Origin of the sequence: Paenibacillus sp. FSL M8-0212, from assembly GCF_038004645.1 — a bacterium.
Classification (GTDB): domain Bacteria; phylum Bacillota; class Bacilli; order Paenibacillales; family Paenibacillaceae; genus Paenibacillus.
On the sequence record NZ_JBBORP010000001.1, the window covers coordinates 4208417 to 4226309 of the forward strand.

The window sequence follows — 17893 nt, forward strand, 5'->3', positions numbered from 1 at the left end:
GCAAAAACTTCTTTAGTTCACCAGATGAGGCATTTCAACGTTGGGATCAACATCTGCTTCATAATCCACACCATCGGTTTCAAAACCAAACAGCTGGAAGAATTCGCGACGGTAACCTTCCAGATCGGACAGATCGTAGATGTTTTCTGTGGTCAACTCGTTCCAGAGCTTCGCCACTTCTTCCTGAACATCAGCTCTCATCTCCCAATCGTCAATACGAATGCGACCTTCAGCGTCGGTTGGAACTTCTCCCCCCGCATACAGGCGATCAGCGAACAAACGTTGCAATTGCTCGATGCAGCCTTCATGCAAGCCTTTTTCTTTCATGACTTTGTACAATGCTGAGATATACAACGGCACCACTGGAATTGCAGAGCTGGATTGAGTCACCAACGCTTTGGCTACAGTTACGTATGCACGTCCACCTTTGGCACTCAGACGATCATTCAGCTTATGTGCTGTCGCTTCCAGATGATTCTTGGCCTGACCGATGGAACCATCACGATAAATGGCATGGGTAAGTTCAGGGCCGATGTAGGAGAAAGCAATCGTTGTTGCGTCATCCGCAAGAACGCCGCCTTGTTGCAGGGCATCCATCCATAGTTCCCAATCGTCTCCACCCATTACGGTTACCGTCTGACGAATTTCTTCTTCGTTTGCCGGCTCAAGGGTAACGGAGCTGATTTCGCCTGTGTGGAAGTTTACCGTTTTGTTTGTGTAGGATTGTCCGATAGGCTTCAGCACAGAGTTGAATACCTCACCCGTGTTCGGATCGGTACGGCGTGCCGAGGCTACGCTGTATACGACCAGATCTACTTGACCGAGTTCACTGCGAATCAGTTCAACGGTTTTGTCTCTTGTTTCGTTTGCGAATGCATCACCTGTGATGCTGTACGATTTGAGGCCTGCTTCTTCAGCGGCTTTTTCGAATGCAGCGGAGTTGTACCAACCTGCTGACGCTGTACGTTTCTCTGTGGAACTGCTTGGACGATAAATGCCGACCGTATTCGCTCCCGCCCCAAAAGCAGAGACAACACGTGACGCGAGTCCGTATCCAGTGGAAGCACCGATGACGAGCACATTACGGGGTCCTTTCAGCTCAGGCTGGGATTTCACATAATCAATCTGTTCCTGCACTTGCGCAGCGCAACCTACAGGATGGGAAGTGGTACAAATAAAACCACGTGTTCTTGGTTTAATAATCATTTATTTGCATCCTTTCATATTCAGCTCATGTTTCAGCATTTCGATAAAATGCTCTTACACATACTTTCTTATTGTAAAACAATTACCTCGGAAACGGAAACCGTTTCGTTTGATTTCGCCGGAAGGGTGGCGTTATATCTCCAATTTTGCGATGATGTGAATAGAATGTACTCGTTTGTTAGGATAGAAAGGACAGGGATACCATGCTGAAGGAACGCATTGAACTGTTAAGCAAAAGAAAACAAATCTCACGTAAAGACCTTGTGGAAGGTCTGGTTACGCAGGCCCACTTTGCCAATATCCTGGCTGATCGTTATCCTCTACCTGAGGACTTGGCAGAAGCCATCGCGGGGCGTCTTGGGGTATCCCCTTCCTATATTCTAAAAGCTGCGGCTCAGGACGAGGAAACACTCGAACGGGCCGAGGCCATCTTCGAACAAATGTCTGTTCCAGCGTCGGCCATATCCGAAGATACGGTGCATGCACTGGCAGATCGGGATGACACGCTGACCGTCGAGCTGACAACGGCCTTGATGAAGGTGGTCTATTATCAGCAATTAAACGATGCAACGGCTCATGAGTATATACATACGTCCTACCTTAATTTTTACCTGGAGAAGTACGGTCGTCCGGATGATATTGATCTGCCGCGTCCGTTAGCCAAAGCACTTTTGTTCTACAAAATACAATATTATCGCTCCAAAATGGCCTTTGTGGATGTATTAACTCATGCAACCAGGCTCAGTGAGCTGGCGCTTCCTGGCAGTGAATTCTGGCTGTCTGTGCAAAATATCAAGATGGAAGCCTACATTCAGGTCAAACAGTATGAAGAGGCAAAACAGGTATTTGAGCTTACGATGCGTCATGTCTATGATCAGCGGATGTTCCACCGGTTGTCCGGGTTATATGTGGCATATAGTGGTTATTGTTTCGCAATGGGGCTGGTTCAGGAGGCACTCTCGGCATTAACCATGGCGGAGGCAAACCTTGTGTATGCCGGCAACCAGGGAGATCTGGTGACGGCGATTGCGAACAATCGGATTGTCATGCTGACAATGACAGGTGAACTGGATCAGGCACAGGCTGAGATTGAACGATTTGAATCGCTATTGCAGCAGGAAACGGAAGAAACACAGCTCGCGATGCGACCGCTCGTCAGTGTATATCGGTGCGAAGTGGCTCTGGCGCGGAAGAACTGGGGCGTGCTGGCGCAAAGTGTAGATCAACTCTTGAAATGTGCAACCACACAGGACCAGCAGATGAGCGCAACCTTCTACCAGAGCCATCTCGCTCTTGCGCATGGAGATCGCGAAGTTTTCATGGAGCGGGCGCTTGCCTGTTTGCCTTATTTTGAATCCGCGCAGCACGTCATGCGGCTTGAACCGTTATATGAAGGGCTGGCCGTAGTATCGGAGGATCAGCGGAAATACAAGGAAGCAGCCATGTATTATCGGAAGCTGGTATATCTGTTACGCAAAAAATAGACTGGATTAAAAGTAATGCTAGTAATAAAGGGTGTTAATCAGAAGGATAAAAGAAAAAATAGAATAGAGAATGCCCTTCTGATAAGCGTCAATCATGAGTTGGTTGCTTCTTTGAAGCATTAAGGAATAACCCCCCCAAAAAATGTTGAATAACGCTACTGACATACCGTTGTCAGTAGCGTTATTTTATCATCAATGAAGTAAACATAAAGGGATGGAAGGCCGATTCTGGCCCAAAAAATGATAGGGTACTTTATCATTAACAGGAAGGATGTTATTTTATGTTTTTTGCTTCTGTACGCATTATTACCGACGACGTGGATCGTCTTGTCGAGTTTTATGAGAAAGTCATGGGTGTTTCGGCGGTACGCCCCGCGCCTGTCTTTGCCGAACTTGTTGTGCCATCGTGCACCCTGGCGATTGGCCACTCCCAGACGGTACCACTATTTGGCGTTGGTTCTGCAGTGGCGGCCGACAATCACACTGTCATCCTCGAGTTCCGCGTCCACGATGTCGATGCCGAATACGAGCGTTTGCAGCCGTTTGTGGACGAGTGGGTAAAGGAACCGACCACGATGCCGTGGGGGAATCGTGCTGTGCTGTTCCGTGATCCTGATGGCAATCTCATTAACCTCTTCCAGCCAGTGACCGAGGAAGCGATCAAACGTTTCAGCGGTAGGGGCTGATTCTAGAAGAACAGTTCACTCAGTGAAAAGGTTGAAAAGTGTGTATTTTGGAAAACTTATGCCTTAAAATTCTACTGTTTTTGGCATGATTTTGTGCGTTGCCAACGCACATGGCACAAAATATGGCCGTCAATGGTGAAATGAAGATCGGATTAGCAGATCTTTTTTTGCGGAATTAGCATACTTCCTTACCAAAGAAACGATTATCCGGTAATTCTATTGCCGGATTTTTCGTTTTTTTTGTATGCCGCCAGAAGGGTATTCAAGGACAAGCCGCGGTGTTTATAATTTAACTATAATATAAAAACAAATAAAACAAATGAGGTGCTTGATATGGGATGGTTCGGTAAAAAGAACAAACAGGAAGATGCGATTGCCAAAGCGGATAAAATGATGAATAAAGGACTTACTGGCATGATGATGAAAGGTTTTGTATCAAAAGAACATCGGGAGGCCATCAACCAAAGTCTGGATTCGGCGAAGCAGGCACAGTTGGCAGCGAGTGGTTCTCTGCCTTTAACAGCTACGGCTACGGTGGTGACAATCACCGATACAGGCAAACTGATCAACTTTGATCCGATTGTTGTGCTTGTATTGGATGTGACAGAGACAAACGGCAACCAGTATCAGCGAACATTGGAGACATTGGTGTCCAAAATGCAGATTCCACGAGTAGGCGATCGGGTGGGACTGGGTCAGAATCCAGCGAATCCGTCCGAACTGATCTACATGGGTCTAGTGTCCATCTAGAAGGTATTTGGTTATAGACAGAGATACTCTATTTAAATAATGCGTATAACAACGATTAATAGATACATTATTAAAGGTGTTGATAGAGATATTAAGAGAAGGATTAAGAGAGGGTGGGTCATATGGTAGGTTTCCTGAGATTGATTGGCGTATTAACGGTGTTCGGAGTGGGGTTCTCCCCATTTCTGGCACAGCAGCTGTGGAACGATCCATTTATGATTATGCAGGCATGGTGGTATACTCCGGCAATCTTTGCCGGGTTTGCACTGATCTTTGTTCCTGCGATTTTGAGCAATATTTTTGGCGTAGGTCGAGTGAAGACAGGTTTACCAGCAGTTGGGGTCATTAAAACTATACAACAGACAGGTACGTATATTAATGAACAGCCTGAGGTTCGATTGGGTCTGACGGTGTCGCGTAAGGGGCGTGAGAAATACGATACGGAGATGAAAGCAGTCATTCCATTGACCTCCCTGGCACAGTTCCAACCGGGCAGTTTCATTCCGTTAGTCGTTTCTGTAAAGGATGAGCGCAAGGTAGGACTTGATCTGAAAGGGCGGTTGTCGCAAGAAGATATGCAGCAATTACTGGATGAGAAGATGGTACAGCAGGGGGTATCGCCTGAAATGATGGATATTGCGAGAACAGGTGAAAAAGCGATGGCCAAGATTCTCGATGTCACCCCACTTGGAAGTGGAGGCAGTAATAAGATCAAGCTTCAGCTCAAACTCAGCATAACAAAGACGAACGGTGAAACCTTCAATGTGACAACGCAAAAAGAGATTTTGTCGTCCGCGCTGCCTCAGGTGCAGCAAGGTCATATCATTAACGTCATTTATTCAAGACAAGACCCAACAAAATTGGTGTTGGCATTGAATATACAGGAAGGACAATTAAGTGACTTGTTCTCCTCCTGAGGATGTGGACAAAAGGAGGACCTACAGATCATGTTTATGACGTGTAGGTCCTCCCTATTGCATTTGGTATGTACGAGAGATGCAAGCAACGGACTACTTTCAGACAATACCAAGGCGCATGCGATAAGAAAAGAGTACTTTTCTGGATTCTCCGTCAAATACACGATTAGCCAGCGTTCTGAACTCGTCAGCAGCTGTTAATAGATCATCCGCCCCAAGCTTCAAAGCCGTTTGCAGCCCGCCTTGGCTTAGGGCGAGATTGACGTATCGATCGGCAGTGAATGTCTCGTGGTGATGAAACAGGATTTCCCGCACATATCGGAACAGATGGGACTGCTGAATCTGCTGTAAATGACCATCTTTGCTCCATTTGTGTGCTTGGCTATCCTGGGGAGCCAGACTGGCTGCACGTTGATCTGCTTCCTGATTCAGCTTCAGATAGGCTTGTTCTAACTGCCAGTCTACCATTGGCGGCCAGTCGCAATCGTAGGCAGCAAATATGCCCCCTGTGCGAAGTACACGTGCGAATTCGCGTAGTGTAGGTTGCGGCTCCATCCAGTGGAATGATTGGGAACAGGTCAGCACATCGACACTGCCATCTGGTAGTCCGAGGTCGTGAGACAAGCCGGACACAAACCGCAGGTTATCCGGCTTCCCGGCAGATTCCCACTTGGATTCTGCTACAGACCTCATGTCATCGCTGGGTTCAAAGCCGATGATGCGTTCTGCCTCATTAAGCCAGATCCACGAGGATAAGCCGGTGCCACAGCCAACATCTGCGACCATACGCGGTGTGCTGCCAAGATATGTCGTTAGAATATCCACCACTTCAGTGGGAGCGGATGGTCGGTTCTGATCGTACAATGTACCGAAACCTTTGAAACGTTCCACATTATTTCGTCTAATGTCTTGCATGAATAAACCTCCTTCGGTCAGATGGATGACGGAGAGTCAGCTGTGATCAAAAGTTGTATAGGCCTATATTATATCATTCATTGTTGGGTAGTTTGTTCATGACGTTCTGTAAATGTTCAACGGCTTTGATATGACGTCTGAGCAATTCCTGTCCTACATGAACAGGCTCGATTACGGTCAGCTCGGAACCAAACGACAGCAGGAAGGAGTAGAGCCATTCCCCTACATTCAGTTCGAGAGACACACGGAGCCTGCCATCAGGCTCTTTTTTAATGAGGGACGGTTCAAAAAAATCATACACTCGGTATGCAATGTTGCTGGAGAACGAGAGCGTAAGAGGAGTCAGGACAGGAGCTGCTTCTGAATCAGGGTAGGTTGACCCAGCATGAACAAGGTGATCGTGTTTTCTCGTTAGAAAAGTCAATTGGGTAATCCGTTTCATCTTAAATGTCTCGAATTCTTTCCGATCAGGATCATCATGAATATACCCTTTGAAGTACCATGTACTATTTTTGAAAATCAGCTTCTGTGGTTCCACAGTCGGAATGCTTTTCTCACCATCCGAATTAACATAATGAAACGTAATCAGTTGATTCGTTAATATGGCTTGTTTCACCTGATTGAACAGTTCCCTCTCTTGCAGGGGGATGCTGCCCCATGGTGAAAAATTGAATTCGATCCAATCCAGCTTGTGATCAAACAGAGCGGTCAGCCGTTGCAGCATATGAGCACTATTCAGGTGTGGGATCGCACTGATGCTGTATAGTCCCATCAAAATTTCGTTCTGGTCTTCTTCCGACAACAGGGACTTGTCCATGACATAGTTGTCCATCAGATGGATACCGCCATGCTTGCCGGTCGTCGTATAGACGGGGATGCCCGCAGCGCTCAGCCGGTCGATATCGCGGTACACCGTACGTACCGAAATCTCGAACATACGGGCGAGTTCTGGTGCAGTGGCTTTCTTTTTCTCCAATAACAAAAGCAACATTCGAAATAGTCGGTTATTTTCCATGCTCTAATTATACCATGACAATAGGTGTCAGGGTATGGATGGTACACTGGTGTAAAAGTATTACCAAGACATTTTGACTCTGTCTTATAATTTGTTCTTTATTTATTGCGAAGTAGTGAAGGGGACGATATCGATTCTGACGAAACGAAGTGTTCGCCTTTATCATCGGATTTTTCCATTTAGAAATAGGAATTAAAGAAATCCGAGGATAACAGCGATCAGAAGAACGATTCGTGACCGGAACGGCTACTTGCATACTATCAAGCACTTTATATCGAAATGAGTTAATTATGAAGGAGGAACTGGTCATGACAATGAAAGAAGGATTCTACTGGGGTGGCGCAACGGCTGCCAATCAATTCGAGGGTGGATGGAACCAGGGTGGCAAGGGGCCAAGCACGTCTGACATGATGACAGGAGGAACCCACACGATTCCGCGCCGGATTACGCCTGTGTTGGAAGAGGGCACGTATTATCCGAGCCATGAAGCGGTTGATTTTTACGGACATTACAAAGAAGATATTGCCATGATGGCAGAGATGGGCTTCAAAATGTTCCGCATGTCCATCAACTGGTCCCGAATCTATCCGAACGGTTACGATCTGGAGCCAAACGAAGAGGGATTACAGTTCTACGATAATGTTTTTGCCGAGTTGAAAAAGTACAATATTGAGCCGCTCGTAACGATCTCCCATTACGAAACGCCATTTGGTCTGACACAGAAGTATAACGGCTGGGCTTCCCGTGAAGTCATTGACTGTTATATCCGTTATTGTACAACTCTCTTCAACCGCTACAAAGATCAAGTGAAATACTGGCTGACATTTAACGAGATCAACTGTCTGACGATGCCGATGGGTGCTTATATGGCTGCAGGTATTCTGTTTGAAGGCAAAGAGACGCTGGTTGACGGAGTGGATGATCCACAGACTCGTTTCCAGGCATTACATCATCAATTCGTTGCGAGTGCCAAAGCGGTGAAGCTGGGACATGAAATTAACCCTGATTTCCAGATCGGCTGTATGGTCGCTTTCATGACAACCTATCCAAATACTTGTAACCCGGACGACATGTTGCTTGCACAGAAGAAAGACCAAATCTCCAATATGATCTGCGGTGATGTACAGGTTCGTGGAGCGTATCCTGGATTCGCCAAACGTTTCTTCGCCGAAGAAGGTATCCAGATCGAGATGCAACCGGGAGACGAGCAGACTTTGCGTGAAGGCTGCGTAGACTTCTATTCCTTCAGTTATTACATGTCTCTGGTTGAGAGTGCGGACGAGTCCCTCGAGAGAGCAGAAGGTAATCTGCTGGGCGGTATCAAAAATCCATATCTCGAAGCTTCCGACTGGGGTTGGCAGATCGATCCAAAAGGACTGCGTTACACACTGAATCATCTGTATGATCGTTATCAGATTCCACTGATGGTGGTTGAGAACGGTTTGGGTGCTGTCGATGTGGTAGAGGAAGATGGCTCCATTCAAGATGACTATCGCATTGATTATCTGAAAGGTCACATTGAACAAATGAAAGAAGCGGTAGCTGACGGCGTAGATCTGATTGCCTACACCATGTGGGGATGTATCGACCTGGTTAGTGCATCCACTGGAGAGATGAAGAAGCGTTATGGCTTCATTCATGTCAACAAGGACAACGATGGTAATGGTGACTTAAGCAGAACACCGAAGAAGAGCTTCCACTGGTACAAAAAAGTGATCGAATCCAATGGTGAAGAGTTATAAATTGGTGTAAAAAAACTGATCCGTCTGTTCGCTTAAATGGGACAAGCGGATCCATGTATCCTGAACGAGTTCAGGACTACTATATATGAATATAAAAATACCCGGCTATCCTTCAGTTAAGGAAGGCCGGGTATTTCTTTGTGTAGTACAATAGCGTGCCGCTTAGGCCAGCCTTCTGCTTTGCAGTTGGGACATGCGCTCCAAATGCCGGCGGTAAAACCATATGCATGTGGAGAGCCAGCAACCACTCAAGAAGTATCCTCCGACGATATCACTTGGATAATGCACACCCAAGTAGATACGACTTATACCAATGGTCAGTATAAATACGGCGCTGGCAATAATCATCAGCACACGGCCCGTAACAGTGGGTACATGTTTCCAGATCAGAAAGGCCAATCCACCATACAGGCTAAATGCGGCCATGGAATGCCCACTGGGGAAGCTGTAGCCGCTCACTTCGATGATCCGGTTAATGGTAGGTCTGGCACGCTGGAATACCATTTTGAGCAATGCATTTAACAGGGTTGAACCGGCGAGCACACAAGCCAGGAAGAGGAGTTCGCGTTTGTGTCGCAGATAGACGTATAACACAATCATGGCGATGATGGTAATGAAGACCACAGGCAATTCACTGCCGATCCAGGTGAAAAGGTGCATGAATTGCGTCATGCCGGGGGACTCCAACCCCTGAATCCAGCCGATCAGCGTATCATCAAATCGATGAATCTGGTTGTCGCTGATGGACAGGGCGATGCTTACAAAGGCGATCATGCATAACGCTGCAACGAGCAGCGGGAATGAGATATTCTTTTTCCAGTTGTGCATCAAATGTTGAGTTCCTCCGTGATCGTTGATTTCGTATGTTGTGTGCTTGCGTATGTGAGACATAACGATATTTGTATTGTGCTATAATTTTACAATAAATATAGCAGCAATAAAAATATGTAACCTTAACAACGGTTGTTCAAGCAGAGAATGTAGGAAGGGAGCGGTCGGAATGAAACGATGGTTGGTGATGTGCATGTTGGTCTTACTGTTGGTTACGTCTGGGTTAGCTCTATTTCCCGGAGAGAAAGTGTATGCTTGCAGTTGTGTCGAGAGTGATGTTCAAGAGAGGTTGAAGACAAACACAACTGTATTTACAGGAGAAGTGGTGAAGAAGGGACGTTCTCAACAGTCGAAGCATGATGGCTTATTAAGAGAGTATACCTTTGATGTAGATACGGCATGGAAGGGGGTTAATGCCAAAAAGTTGAAAATCCTCGCGAGTGACGGTGGGTCTGAATCCTGTGGCATTCAATTTGAAAAGAAGCAGTCCTACCTGATCTATGCTTATCAATATGAAGTGGATCATAAGCTGCATACGAATCTATGCAGTCGCAATGTTCCAATTGAACAAGCCGGAGACGATTTGAAATTGCTGGGTGCGGGCAAGGTTGTAAGTAAAGAAGATTTTGGAGAAGTCACCGATGGTGGTGGGCGAAGTGGGTCTTTCTATCTTATCTTATACAGTGCAGTCATTTTATTGGCAGCATTGGCTGTTGTGTGGGTCTGGAGACGCAAGAAAAGAATCTGATTGCCCAACGAAAAAAGAAACTAATCCCCGTACAGAGTGTTAAGGTACATTAACGTTCTATACGGGGATTTTCAGGAGTGATTTACACAAAACGGAGAGGACAGAAAGAACTTGAAGAAGCGGAGCGATCGCCTAAAAGCTTTCTGAAAGAAAGCTGCATCGGAAGCATACGCTATCACCGGATTTTCCCTTTATAAAAGGGATCAAAAAAATCTGGGGATAACAGCGATCAGAAGGTTATTCTGTCATCGGAGTGGCCAGTGTAAATATCCTTTAGTTCAATTTGTATAGTTTAGCTGCAACATGTATTCATAAGCTGTGACACCAAATACCCGTTTGAAATGCCTATTCAGATGGGTCAGATCAACGAATCCACAATCGGCAACAGCAGCATAGACGTCCTTCTGCTTTTCGATGGATTGACGGGCACGCTCCACCTTGCAGTTTAAGAAAAACTGGTAGGGGGATATGCCTGCGTGTGCCTTGAATTCACGGATAAATTGAAACTTGGACATGCCAAATTCGGAGCTCAGGTTGTCCAGCTTGAGTACATCTTCGGTGCTGCAAAACATGATTTCCTTGGCTTTGCGGACCAGGTTGTCCTGAGGCAACCAGAGCTTGGTATCCATCTCCTTCTGAGCCAGAAGGTGAACCAGATCGAAGACCCGTTCGCTGCACTCGGCTTCGTCCTGTCTGAGTTGAACGGAGTCGTTCAGCATCAGAATGCTGCGTGCAAGCTCGGGATCATAGACGATGGGACTTCCAAAACGCAATTCCTTTTTGCCTATAATTTCCTCTACCAATTCAGGCTTCAAATACAGCATCACATAATCAATGCCAGCCTTATCATAGGAGCTTCCATCATGGGACTGTTCACGGTTGAATAACATGACACCATTTTGGTGAGAAGCCTGATATTGTCCGTCCAGGTTGTATTGTTGAATGCCGCGCAGGGTTACGCCAACCGCATACTCTTCGTGGCAATGTTTTTTGTATGCAAAATCAGTAAAGCTGGCGGATAGTGCCAGCACGTCTTGCGACTTTTTATAGTTAAACCGTTCCATGCAGCACACCTCCCAAGCTTTAGATCAATCCGGATACTATAATGGCTGAGTATAACAAAAAAAGAGCCATGAGAATACTCAGTAATTTTTGGTGGCGATTCAACAACGTTTTGAAAACCGTGCCAAAAACAACCCAACTGGAATAGGCCAGAAAACCAATGAACGTTATGAGCAACACAAACAGAAACGATGAGAAGGAACTTTGATAAAAGGGAAATACATAGCTTGGAATGACCGTGAAAGTAAACAAGACCACCTTTGGATTCACAAATTGCATGATGAAACCGTTCCAGAATCCGGTAACTTGTTTCGGTGCATCTTCGGTGGTACCCATCTTGTAGATCTGGTACGCCAGATACACCATATACAGACCGCCGACGATCTGCATCACCTTCAGAATTCCGGGCAACACGCCGGCAAGAAGTTGATTAAGAAAAGCTGATGCGGTAAGCAGCAGACCAAATGCCAGTGTAGCTCCCCAGACATAACGCATTGTTTTTCGTGCGCCAACGATCTGTGTAGAAGAAAGAATTACGATATTGCTGGGGCCGGGTGTGAATGTAACAACGATGCAGTAGATTAAAAAAGATGCAAGATTCATAATGATGATGCTCTCCTCTGGTTGTAGTCTAGTTCCATGATCATACGTCCAGAGGGAGAAACCATATAGTACATTATTGCAGCAGATACACGGTTGGCAACAGGAGCTTGCTTATAAAAGATAAGGAGTAGTTTTCTTTTTGAATGATTGCGTTTACAATTTAGACGATGTACAAGGTGATAAGACCACTTGAGGAAGTGAACGGAATGAAAAAAATGCTGCTGGTATACATTTTACTAATCTCAGCCTTTGCATTGTATGTGTTGAGATTCGAATACACCAGTCAGGTAAACAGTTCTTGGGAGGACCGGGGGTTGCGCGGCGATATCGGAGAAACGTATATCATGATTACATTCCAGTCCGGGCTGGAGTATTGGAAAAGCCCGCTCAAAGGTTTCGAAGATGCCGCGGATGCGCTTGGCGTGACCGTAGAATATCGCGGTGCTACCCGGTATGATGCGAAGGAGCAGACCATGGTGATCGAGCAGGCTATCGCTCGCAAACCCGCGGGCATTGCCATATCTGCGATCGATCCTCAATCGTTAGTTCCAGCGATTAACAAGGCAATCGACGCAGATATTCCTGTTGTATTATTTGACGCTGATGCACCTGATAGCCAGGCCTATTCTTTTCTTGGGACAGATAATTACAAGTCGGGTGTAATGGCTGCAGATAAAATGGCTGAACTACTGGGTCGTGAGGGAGAGGTCGCGGTATTAACCTTACCTGGGCAACAAAATCATGAAGAGAGGACGAAGGGTTTCCGCGATACGATCAAGGAAAGATACCCTTCCATGCAGATCGTTGAAGTTGCAGACGGACACGGTGATGCGATGGTATCCAGAGCCGAAACACTGAGAATGATGAAGGAACACCCGGAGCTGACGGGTATTTTTGTGACTGAAGCCACCGGAGGAGCAGGAGCGGGTGAAGCCGTTCAGACTGCCGGGGACAGACATCCATTGCAGATTATTTCGTTTGATACAAATAAGGATACATTGGACATGATCAAGAACGGTACGATCTCAGCTACCATTGCACAGGGAACCTGGAATATGGGATATTGGTCACTCCAATATTTGTTCCATCTGCATCACCAGTTAACGGTCCCTGCCCCATCCTCATCCGGTGAAAATGCACCGCTTCCCGTGATGGTGGACACAGGGATCTCTGTGGTGACACGCTCGGATGTGGATGATTACTATGCCAAATAACAAGGGAGATTTCAAGAGTCCAAGGCCTTGGAGCAGGAGAGCAATTCTCTCCACTTTCAGGAACGGGATTCGGCGTTTACGCTTGCGTAATATGCCCCTCCGCTACCAGCTGATGCTGCTTTTTCTGTTATTCGCCATTGTACCTTCCGTAGGACTTGGGTTGCTTGTGAACTGGACGGTGGAGCGGGTAGTTGAGCGACAGGTTGAAGGTCATACCATGCAGCTGATTGGCAAAGTGAATGAAGCTCTGAACAGCAAAATGGAAAATTTGCAAAACATGACCTATCTGATTGCATTTGACCCGGATATTGATGCTTTTATGGACGACAAAATGCCACTGAATGATGATGCAGGCATCGAACCGATGAACATGGACAACAATGCCGCAACGGAGCAAAATCGGTTATATGGCATCAAACAAACCTTGCAGGGGTTCACAACGTTGTATCCTGAAATCGCCGGGATTGTTCTTGTTAATGAACGTGGTGACTATATTAGCAACGAGATGTATCCCCGGGCGGAACAGAGCCTGATCCAGGAAAAATGGTATCAAAAAGCTTCGGCCAATCCGGGCATTTTCATGGTATTGGGTCAGCCAAAAGAGCGTAATCTCACGACACATGTACGGTACAAGGATGATGAGATTGTTTCGGTTGCACGTTCCATAACGGATGAGGCGTCAGGACGTGTGCGGGGCGTTATTATGATTGATCTTAAACTAAGGTCCGTCTCTCAGGCTGCCCGTAATGTAACCTTGGGGAAATCCGGTTATGTGATGGTGACGGATGCAGAGGGTCAAAGTGTATACAAGCCGGAGCATCCGCTAATAGAACACATTCCCACAGACTGGTTCCCCTCCGGTGAGAGTGGAACGTTTACCGCCGATACAGAAGGTGGAACGTTATTATTCATGTACCAGTCGTCCACCTTTACGGGTTGGAGAACGGTAGGGGTATTTCCCACAAGAGACTCGATCTCGGAAGTGCGCCAGATCCAGTTTTACGTGGTTAGCTTTGTATTTGTGGTGTGTTTGTTTGGCCTGAGCGCCTCTTTATGGTTCTCCCGTTCTATTGCTCAGCCCATTTTCCGGCTCATGTCCTATATGCGCAGGGCGGAGACCGGCAATCTCAGACCAGGCCGCTGGAGCGATCGCGCTGACGAGATTGGCATGCTTGGCAACAGTTATAACCGAATGCTGGCACAGATTAGACAACTGATATCACTAAATGAATTGCGGGAGCGGCAGAAGCGCGACGCTGAAATGCGAAGTTTGCAGGAGCATATCAAACCACACTTTTTGTACAATACCTTGGATACGATTCATTGGATGGCACGCAAAGAGGGTGCAGAAGATGTATCCGACATGGTTGGTGCGTTATCTCGATTATTTCGCATAGGGCTTAGTAAAGGACAGGATTACATTCCGCTGCACTCCGAGATTGAGCATATGACCAGCTATCTGCAAATTCAGCAGACACGATACCGCGATCGTCTTCAGTATACATTGAATATTCCAGAGGAACTGCGGGACCTTTTTGTGTTAAAGCTACTGCTTCAGCCCCTGATAGAGAATGCAATCTATCATGGAATCAAGGGCAGGCGTGGGCCGGGACACATTCGGGTGGAGGCCAGATTGGAACATAACAGACTGCTGCTTACCGTTCAGGATAATGGAGCAGGCATGTCCAACGAACGACTGGCAGAGATGCAGCAGCTGCTCGAAGCTCCTTTGGCCAGTTTGGAAGCGTCTTCGCCTGGGATGACAGGCAAAAGTTATGGAATGTTGAATGTGCAGGCCCGTCTCCGGCTGTCCTTTGGTGATGAATACGGTATTATGCTGGAGAGCCAGGAAGGGGAAGGAACTCGTGTGACCATTATTCATCCGTTGATGCGAGAGCTCCCGGCAAACAAGCAAATCAATTACGAAGAGAGGCAGGAGAGTGAATGGGAAAATTCATGAAGTCGACCGTGACAAATTCCACTGAAACAGACGAGACATCCGCATCGACCACAGTAATGGAGATTACGCCGGATAGCCATGTGGCGAAGAAATACCGCGTGCTCATCGCTGATGATGAACCGATCATTCGTGAGGGGATTCGGGATGCCATTGACTGGACAACTCTCGGGATGGAGGTTGTTGGTGAAGCGGAAGATGGCGAGGAAGCGCTGGAACGGGCGGCTGATTTGGGTGTGGATATTGTTCTCGTTGATATGAATATGCCATTCCTGAACGGAATCGAACTAATCCGTGCCCTTCAACAGAAGTGCCCGGGTTGTCGTTATCTGATCATCTCGGGACATGATGAATTTGCATATGCGCAGGAGGCGGTTCGTCTTGGCGTAGAGGATTACATCTTAAAACCTGTGCAAGCAGAACAATTATATGCTGCACTTGAGCGATTACATCAGCGACTTACTGAAGAGCACCAGAGGACGGCATATGTACAACAGGCAGCTCATCAGATTGAACGTAATATCCCGTTGCTTCGCCAGCGATTTATGCTGGAGTGGCTGGAGGGGCAGGCTGAAGGGAGGAATCTGACGGAGCAGCTTGTGTTTTTGCGTCTGCCCCCTGTTTCACCTGTGCAGGTCGGGATTGTGCGCTGGCCTGCCGCTGAAGCGCGTCAGACGATACTGAGAGAGAATGATCGTCAGCTGTTTCTGTTTGCAGTGGAAAATATAATGAGTGAACTGCTGGCAGACCTGCCGCATGTTCTGTTTCGGGACGTAAGCGGGTTGATCGGCATGTGTCTGTGGCAGGAAGCCCCCGAAGAAATAGAGTCCCTTCTGGAACAGCAGATCAGTTCTTGCCTGAATATTGCCATTCATGCTCATGTGGAGACTCATGCAGGGACACTGGAGGATACGCCGGATACGTACCGTCATTGCCGTGAACGGGTATACGAAGAAGTGCAGTTGTCCCCTCTGGTCCGCCGGGCAAGACAACTTATTCACGAAGAGTATGCCGAGCGGGAACTGACCCTGGAATCGCTCGCTTCCCGTCTACAAGTATCTGCCGTATATCTTAGTCGTGTGTTGAAGAAAGAGCTGAATGATTCCTTTGTCACGCTTGTCACCCATGCTCGCATTCGTAAGGCTATACAGCTGTTGGACTCAACAACACTGCCGATCCACACCATCGCTGAGCGTGTAGGTTATGATACCCAGCATTATTTCAGCACTGCATTTAAGAAAACAATGGGCATTTCGCCTGCACAGTATCGAAAAGACGGAGGGACGGCTTATCGTCCTTCAGCGAATCGAATATAATATGTAGCATATGAGGACAATCAAAAGACTTACCTCAACAGATATAACCGCAATACTTGATCATTAAGACGTATGAGGAATGAGATGGATGTGTTCTACTTCGTGTGAAGCGAAGTGGAGCATGTCCTTTTTTTTGACTCTGGAATGGTATCTCATGGATCACACTTGTACTTTAAGCGTTTCCATCAAAAGTTAAATTTTTATAAAAAAGGTTCAAAACGTGCAAAGACCTTGCAGTATCTCCAATGCTACCATTGGTCTCAGATAGGAACACCAAGCAACAGAATGTACCACATGCATTGTAAGCGTTATCTTATAACTCATTCAGAACCGTATGATGTGAGGAAAGGGGAACTTCATATGAAAAAAGGAGCAATGCTCATCTGGCTTCTGGTGATGACCTTGATGCTCTCGGCTTGCAATCTGGCAGAGAGTGGGCCAGGCAGCAAAGAAAAGGGATATGTCGGTATATCGATGCCAACCAAATCATCAGAGCGATGGGTGGGAGACGGGGAGAACATGGTCCGTCTGTTTCAGGAGCAGGGGTACAAAACCGATCTTCAGTATGCTGAGGACGTGGTTGAAAATCAGATTTCACAGATTGAAAACATGATCACCAAAGGTGTGGATGTGATGGTCATCGCGTCCGTGGATGGCAACACATTAACGGATGTGATCAAGAAAGCGCATGACGAAGGGATACAAGTGATCTCGTACGATCGGCTCATTCGCAATACGCCATACTTAACCTATTACGCCACGTTCGACAATTTTAAGGTGGGTGTGCTTCAAGCCTCCTACATCGAACAAAAACTTGGACTCAAGGATGGAAAAGGACCGTATAACATTGAGCTGTTTGGCGGCTCTCCTGATGATAATAACGCCTATTTCTTCTTCGACGGTGCGATGTCTGTCCTGAAGCCGTACATCGATTCCGGCAAGCTGGTCGTGCGCAGCAAGCAGATGACGATGGCCCAGATAGCGACCTTGCGCTGGGACGGTGCATTGGCCCAGTCACGGATGGATAACCTTCTGAGTGCCTATTACTCAGGTGATCATCTGGATGCAGTGTTATCTCCTTATGATGGAATCAGTATTGGTATCATCTCATCCTTGAAAGGAATCGGTTACGGTACTTCGAACAAGCCGCTGCCCGTTATTACAGGACAGGATGCCGAACTTGCTTCGATCAAGTCGATTGTGTCCGGGGAACAGACACAGACCGTGTTCAAGGATACGCGGAAGTTAGCTGAGAAGACGGTAGAGATGGCCAATAGCATTTTGCAAGGAAAACAGGCGGAAGTTAATGATGAAACATCATATAACAACGGAATAGAGGTTGTTCCGGCGTATCTCTTGGATCCCATCTCCGTGGATCGTACAAATGTGGAGCAGGATATCGTGGGTACCCAGTATTACACGAAGGAAGAAATCGGACTGAAATAAT

The 17893-nt window shown here is 46.9% G+C and carries 16 protein-coding genes; 10 read left to right on the plus strand and 6 right to left on the minus strand.

The window, feature by feature from the left end:
- Window positions 1–12 precede the first annotated feature (12 nt).
- Entirely contained in the window at window positions 13–1206 is a 1194-nt protein-coding gene (gene fabV, locus MKX68_RS18560; RefSeq protein ID WP_091027779.1) for an enoyl-ACP reductase FabV, read from the minus strand.
- 203 nt (window positions 1207–1409) lie between these two features.
- Here fabV and MKX68_RS18565 point away from each other — a divergent pair, with 203 nt between their 5' ends.
- From MKX68_RS18565 to MKX68_RS18580, 4 genes are all read left to right on the plus strand, one after another.
- On the plus strand, window positions 1410–2690 hold the full coding sequence (locus MKX68_RS18565; RefSeq protein ID WP_340913516.1) for an XRE family transcriptional regulator: 1281 nt from the start codon (window positions 1410–1412) through the stop codon (window positions 2688–2690).
- A 281-nt stretch (window positions 2691–2971) separates the two neighbouring features.
- Complete coding sequence (locus MKX68_RS18570) at window positions 2972–3376, plus strand: VOC family protein (protein WP_340913519.1); 405 nt, start codon at window positions 2972–2974, stop codon at window positions 3374–3376.
- A 333-nt stretch (window positions 3377–3709) separates the two neighbouring features.
- Complete coding sequence (locus MKX68_RS18575; RefSeq protein ID WP_074096159.1) at window positions 3710–4126, plus strand: hypothetical protein; 417 nt, start codon at window positions 3710–3712, stop codon at window positions 4124–4126.
- A gap of 122 nt (window positions 4127–4248) precedes the next feature.
- Window positions 4249–5043 (plus strand): hypothetical protein, encoded by a 795-nt coding sequence (locus MKX68_RS18580; protein WP_340915436.1) that lies wholly within the window; start codon window positions 4249–4251, stop codon window positions 5041–5043.
- 99 nt (window positions 5044–5142) lie between these two features.
- On the opposite strand, the gene MKX68_RS18585 is transcribed toward MKX68_RS18580, so the two are convergent.
- Window positions 5143–5958 (minus strand): class I SAM-dependent methyltransferase, encoded by an 816-nt coding sequence (locus MKX68_RS18585; protein WP_340913521.1) that lies wholly within the window; start codon window positions 5956–5958, stop codon window positions 5143–5145.
- Window positions 5959–6031: 73 nt separating this feature from the next.
- Window positions 6032–6949, minus strand: a complete 918-nt coding sequence (locus MKX68_RS18590) for a helix-turn-helix transcriptional regulator (protein ID WP_340913523.1) — start codon at window positions 6947–6949, stop codon at window positions 6032–6034.
- A gap of 332 nt (window positions 6950–7281) precedes the next feature.
- On the opposite strand from MKX68_RS18590, the gene MKX68_RS18595 reads away from it, so the two are divergent.
- Window positions 7282–8715: a glycoside hydrolase family 1 protein gene (locus MKX68_RS18595; RefSeq protein WP_036617092.1), complete on the plus strand. Its 1434-nt coding sequence runs from the start codon at window positions 7282–7284 to the stop codon at window positions 8713–8715.
- A 162-nt stretch (window positions 8716–8877) separates the two neighbouring features.
- On the opposite strand, the gene MKX68_RS18600 is transcribed toward MKX68_RS18595, so the two are convergent.
- Window positions 8878–9543 (minus strand): phosphatase PAP2 family protein, encoded by a 666-nt coding sequence (locus MKX68_RS18600; protein WP_340915438.1) that lies wholly within the window; start codon window positions 9541–9543, stop codon window positions 8878–8880.
- 172 nt (window positions 9544–9715) lie between these two features.
- On the opposite strand from MKX68_RS18600, the gene MKX68_RS18605 reads away from it, so the two are divergent.
- On the plus strand, window positions 9716–10294 hold the full coding sequence (locus tag MKX68_RS18605) for a hypothetical protein (RefSeq protein ID WP_340913525.1): 579 nt from the start codon (window positions 9716–9718) through the stop codon (window positions 10292–10294).
- A gap of 278 nt (window positions 10295–10572) precedes the next feature.
- Here MKX68_RS18605 and MKX68_RS18610 read toward each other — a convergent pair whose 3' ends face one another.
- Complete coding sequence (locus MKX68_RS18610) at window positions 10573–11358, minus strand: AraC family transcriptional regulator (protein WP_340913527.1); 786 nt, start codon at window positions 11356–11358, stop codon at window positions 10573–10575.
- Between the two features lie 19 nt (window positions 11359–11377).
- The gene (locus MKX68_RS18615; protein ID WP_338588267.1) at window positions 11378–11959 is read right to left on the minus strand and encodes a LysE family translocator; all 582 of its coding nucleotides are present in this window, start codon (window positions 11957–11959) and stop codon (window positions 11378–11380) included.
- 206 nt (window positions 11960–12165) lie between these two features.
- Between MKX68_RS18615 and MKX68_RS18620 the strand changes: the two genes are divergently transcribed.
- From MKX68_RS18620 to chvE, 4 genes are all read left to right on the plus strand, one after another.
- A complete protein-coding gene (locus MKX68_RS18620; RefSeq protein WP_340913530.1) occupies window positions 12166–13173 on the plus strand; it encodes a substrate-binding domain-containing protein in 1008 nt (335 codons plus the stop codon).
- Window positions 13174–13264: 91 nt separating this feature from the next.
- On the plus strand, window positions 13265–15133 hold the full coding sequence (locus MKX68_RS18625) for a cache domain-containing sensor histidine kinase (RefSeq protein WP_340913531.1): 1869 nt from the start codon (window positions 13265–13267) through the stop codon (window positions 15131–15133).
- Window positions 15134–15141: 8 nt separating this feature from the next.
- Complete coding sequence (locus MKX68_RS18630) at window positions 15142–16446, plus strand: response regulator (RefSeq protein WP_445671082.1); 1305 nt, start codon at window positions 15142–15144, stop codon at window positions 16444–16446.
- A gap of 360 nt (window positions 16447–16806) precedes the next feature.
- The gene (gene chvE, locus MKX68_RS18635) at window positions 16807–17892 is read left to right on the plus strand and encodes a multiple monosaccharide ABC transporter substrate-binding protein (RefSeq protein ID WP_340913534.1); all 1086 of its coding nucleotides are present in this window, start codon (window positions 16807–16809) and stop codon (window positions 17890–17892) included.
- The last annotated feature ends 1 nt before the right edge of the window (window position 17893 follow it).

Excerpts from the sequence above, each read along its gene's own strand:
- fabV (WP_091027779.1), bottom strand. The coding sequence starts at position 1,206 with ATGATTATTAAACCAAGAACACGTGGTTTTATTTGTACCACTTCCCAT.
- MKX68_RS18565 (WP_340913516.1), top strand. The coding sequence starts at position 1,410 with ATGCTGAAGGAACGCATTGAACTGTTAAGCAAAAGAAAACAAATCTCA.
- MKX68_RS18570 (WP_340913519.1), top strand. The coding sequence starts at position 2,972 with ATGTTTTTTGCTTCTGTACGCATTATTACCGACGACGTGGATCGTCTT.
- MKX68_RS18575 (WP_074096159.1), top strand. The coding sequence starts at position 3,710 with ATGGGATGGTTCGGTAAAAAGAACAAACAGGAAGATGCGATTGCCAAA.
- MKX68_RS18580 (WP_340915436.1), top strand. The coding sequence starts at position 4,249 with ATGGTAGGTTTCCTGAGATTGATTGGCGTATTAACGGTGTTCGGAGTG.
- MKX68_RS18585 (WP_340913521.1), bottom strand. The coding sequence starts at position 5,958 with ATGCAAGACATTAGACGAAATAATGTGGAACGTTTCAAAGGTTTCGGT.
- MKX68_RS18590 (WP_340913523.1), bottom strand. The coding sequence starts at position 6,949 with ATGTTGCTTTTGTTATTGGAGAAAAAGAAAGCCACTGCACCAGAACTC.
- MKX68_RS18595 (WP_036617092.1), top strand. The coding sequence starts at position 7,282 with ATGACAATGAAAGAAGGATTCTACTGGGGTGGCGCAACGGCTGCCAAT.
- MKX68_RS18600 (WP_340915438.1), bottom strand. The coding sequence starts at position 9,543 with ATGCACAACTGGAAAAAGAATATCTCATTCCCGCTGCTCGTTGCAGCG.
- MKX68_RS18605 (WP_340913525.1), top strand. The coding sequence starts at position 9,716 with ATGAAACGATGGTTGGTGATGTGCATGTTGGTCTTACTGTTGGTTACG.
- MKX68_RS18610 (WP_340913527.1), bottom strand. The coding sequence starts at position 11,358 with ATGGAACGGTTTAACTATAAAAAGTCGCAAGACGTGCTGGCACTATCC.
- MKX68_RS18615 (WP_338588267.1), bottom strand. The coding sequence starts at position 11,959 with ATGAATCTTGCATCTTTTTTAATCTACTGCATCGTTGTTACATTCACA.
- MKX68_RS18620 (WP_340913530.1), top strand. The coding sequence starts at position 12,166 with ATGAAAAAAATGCTGCTGGTATACATTTTACTAATCTCAGCCTTTGCA.
- MKX68_RS18625 (WP_340913531.1), top strand. The coding sequence starts at position 13,265 with ATGCCCCTCCGCTACCAGCTGATGCTGCTTTTTCTGTTATTCGCCATT.
- chvE (WP_340913534.1), top strand. The coding sequence starts at position 16,807 with ATGAAAAAAGGAGCAATGCTCATCTGGCTTCTGGTGATGACCTTGATG.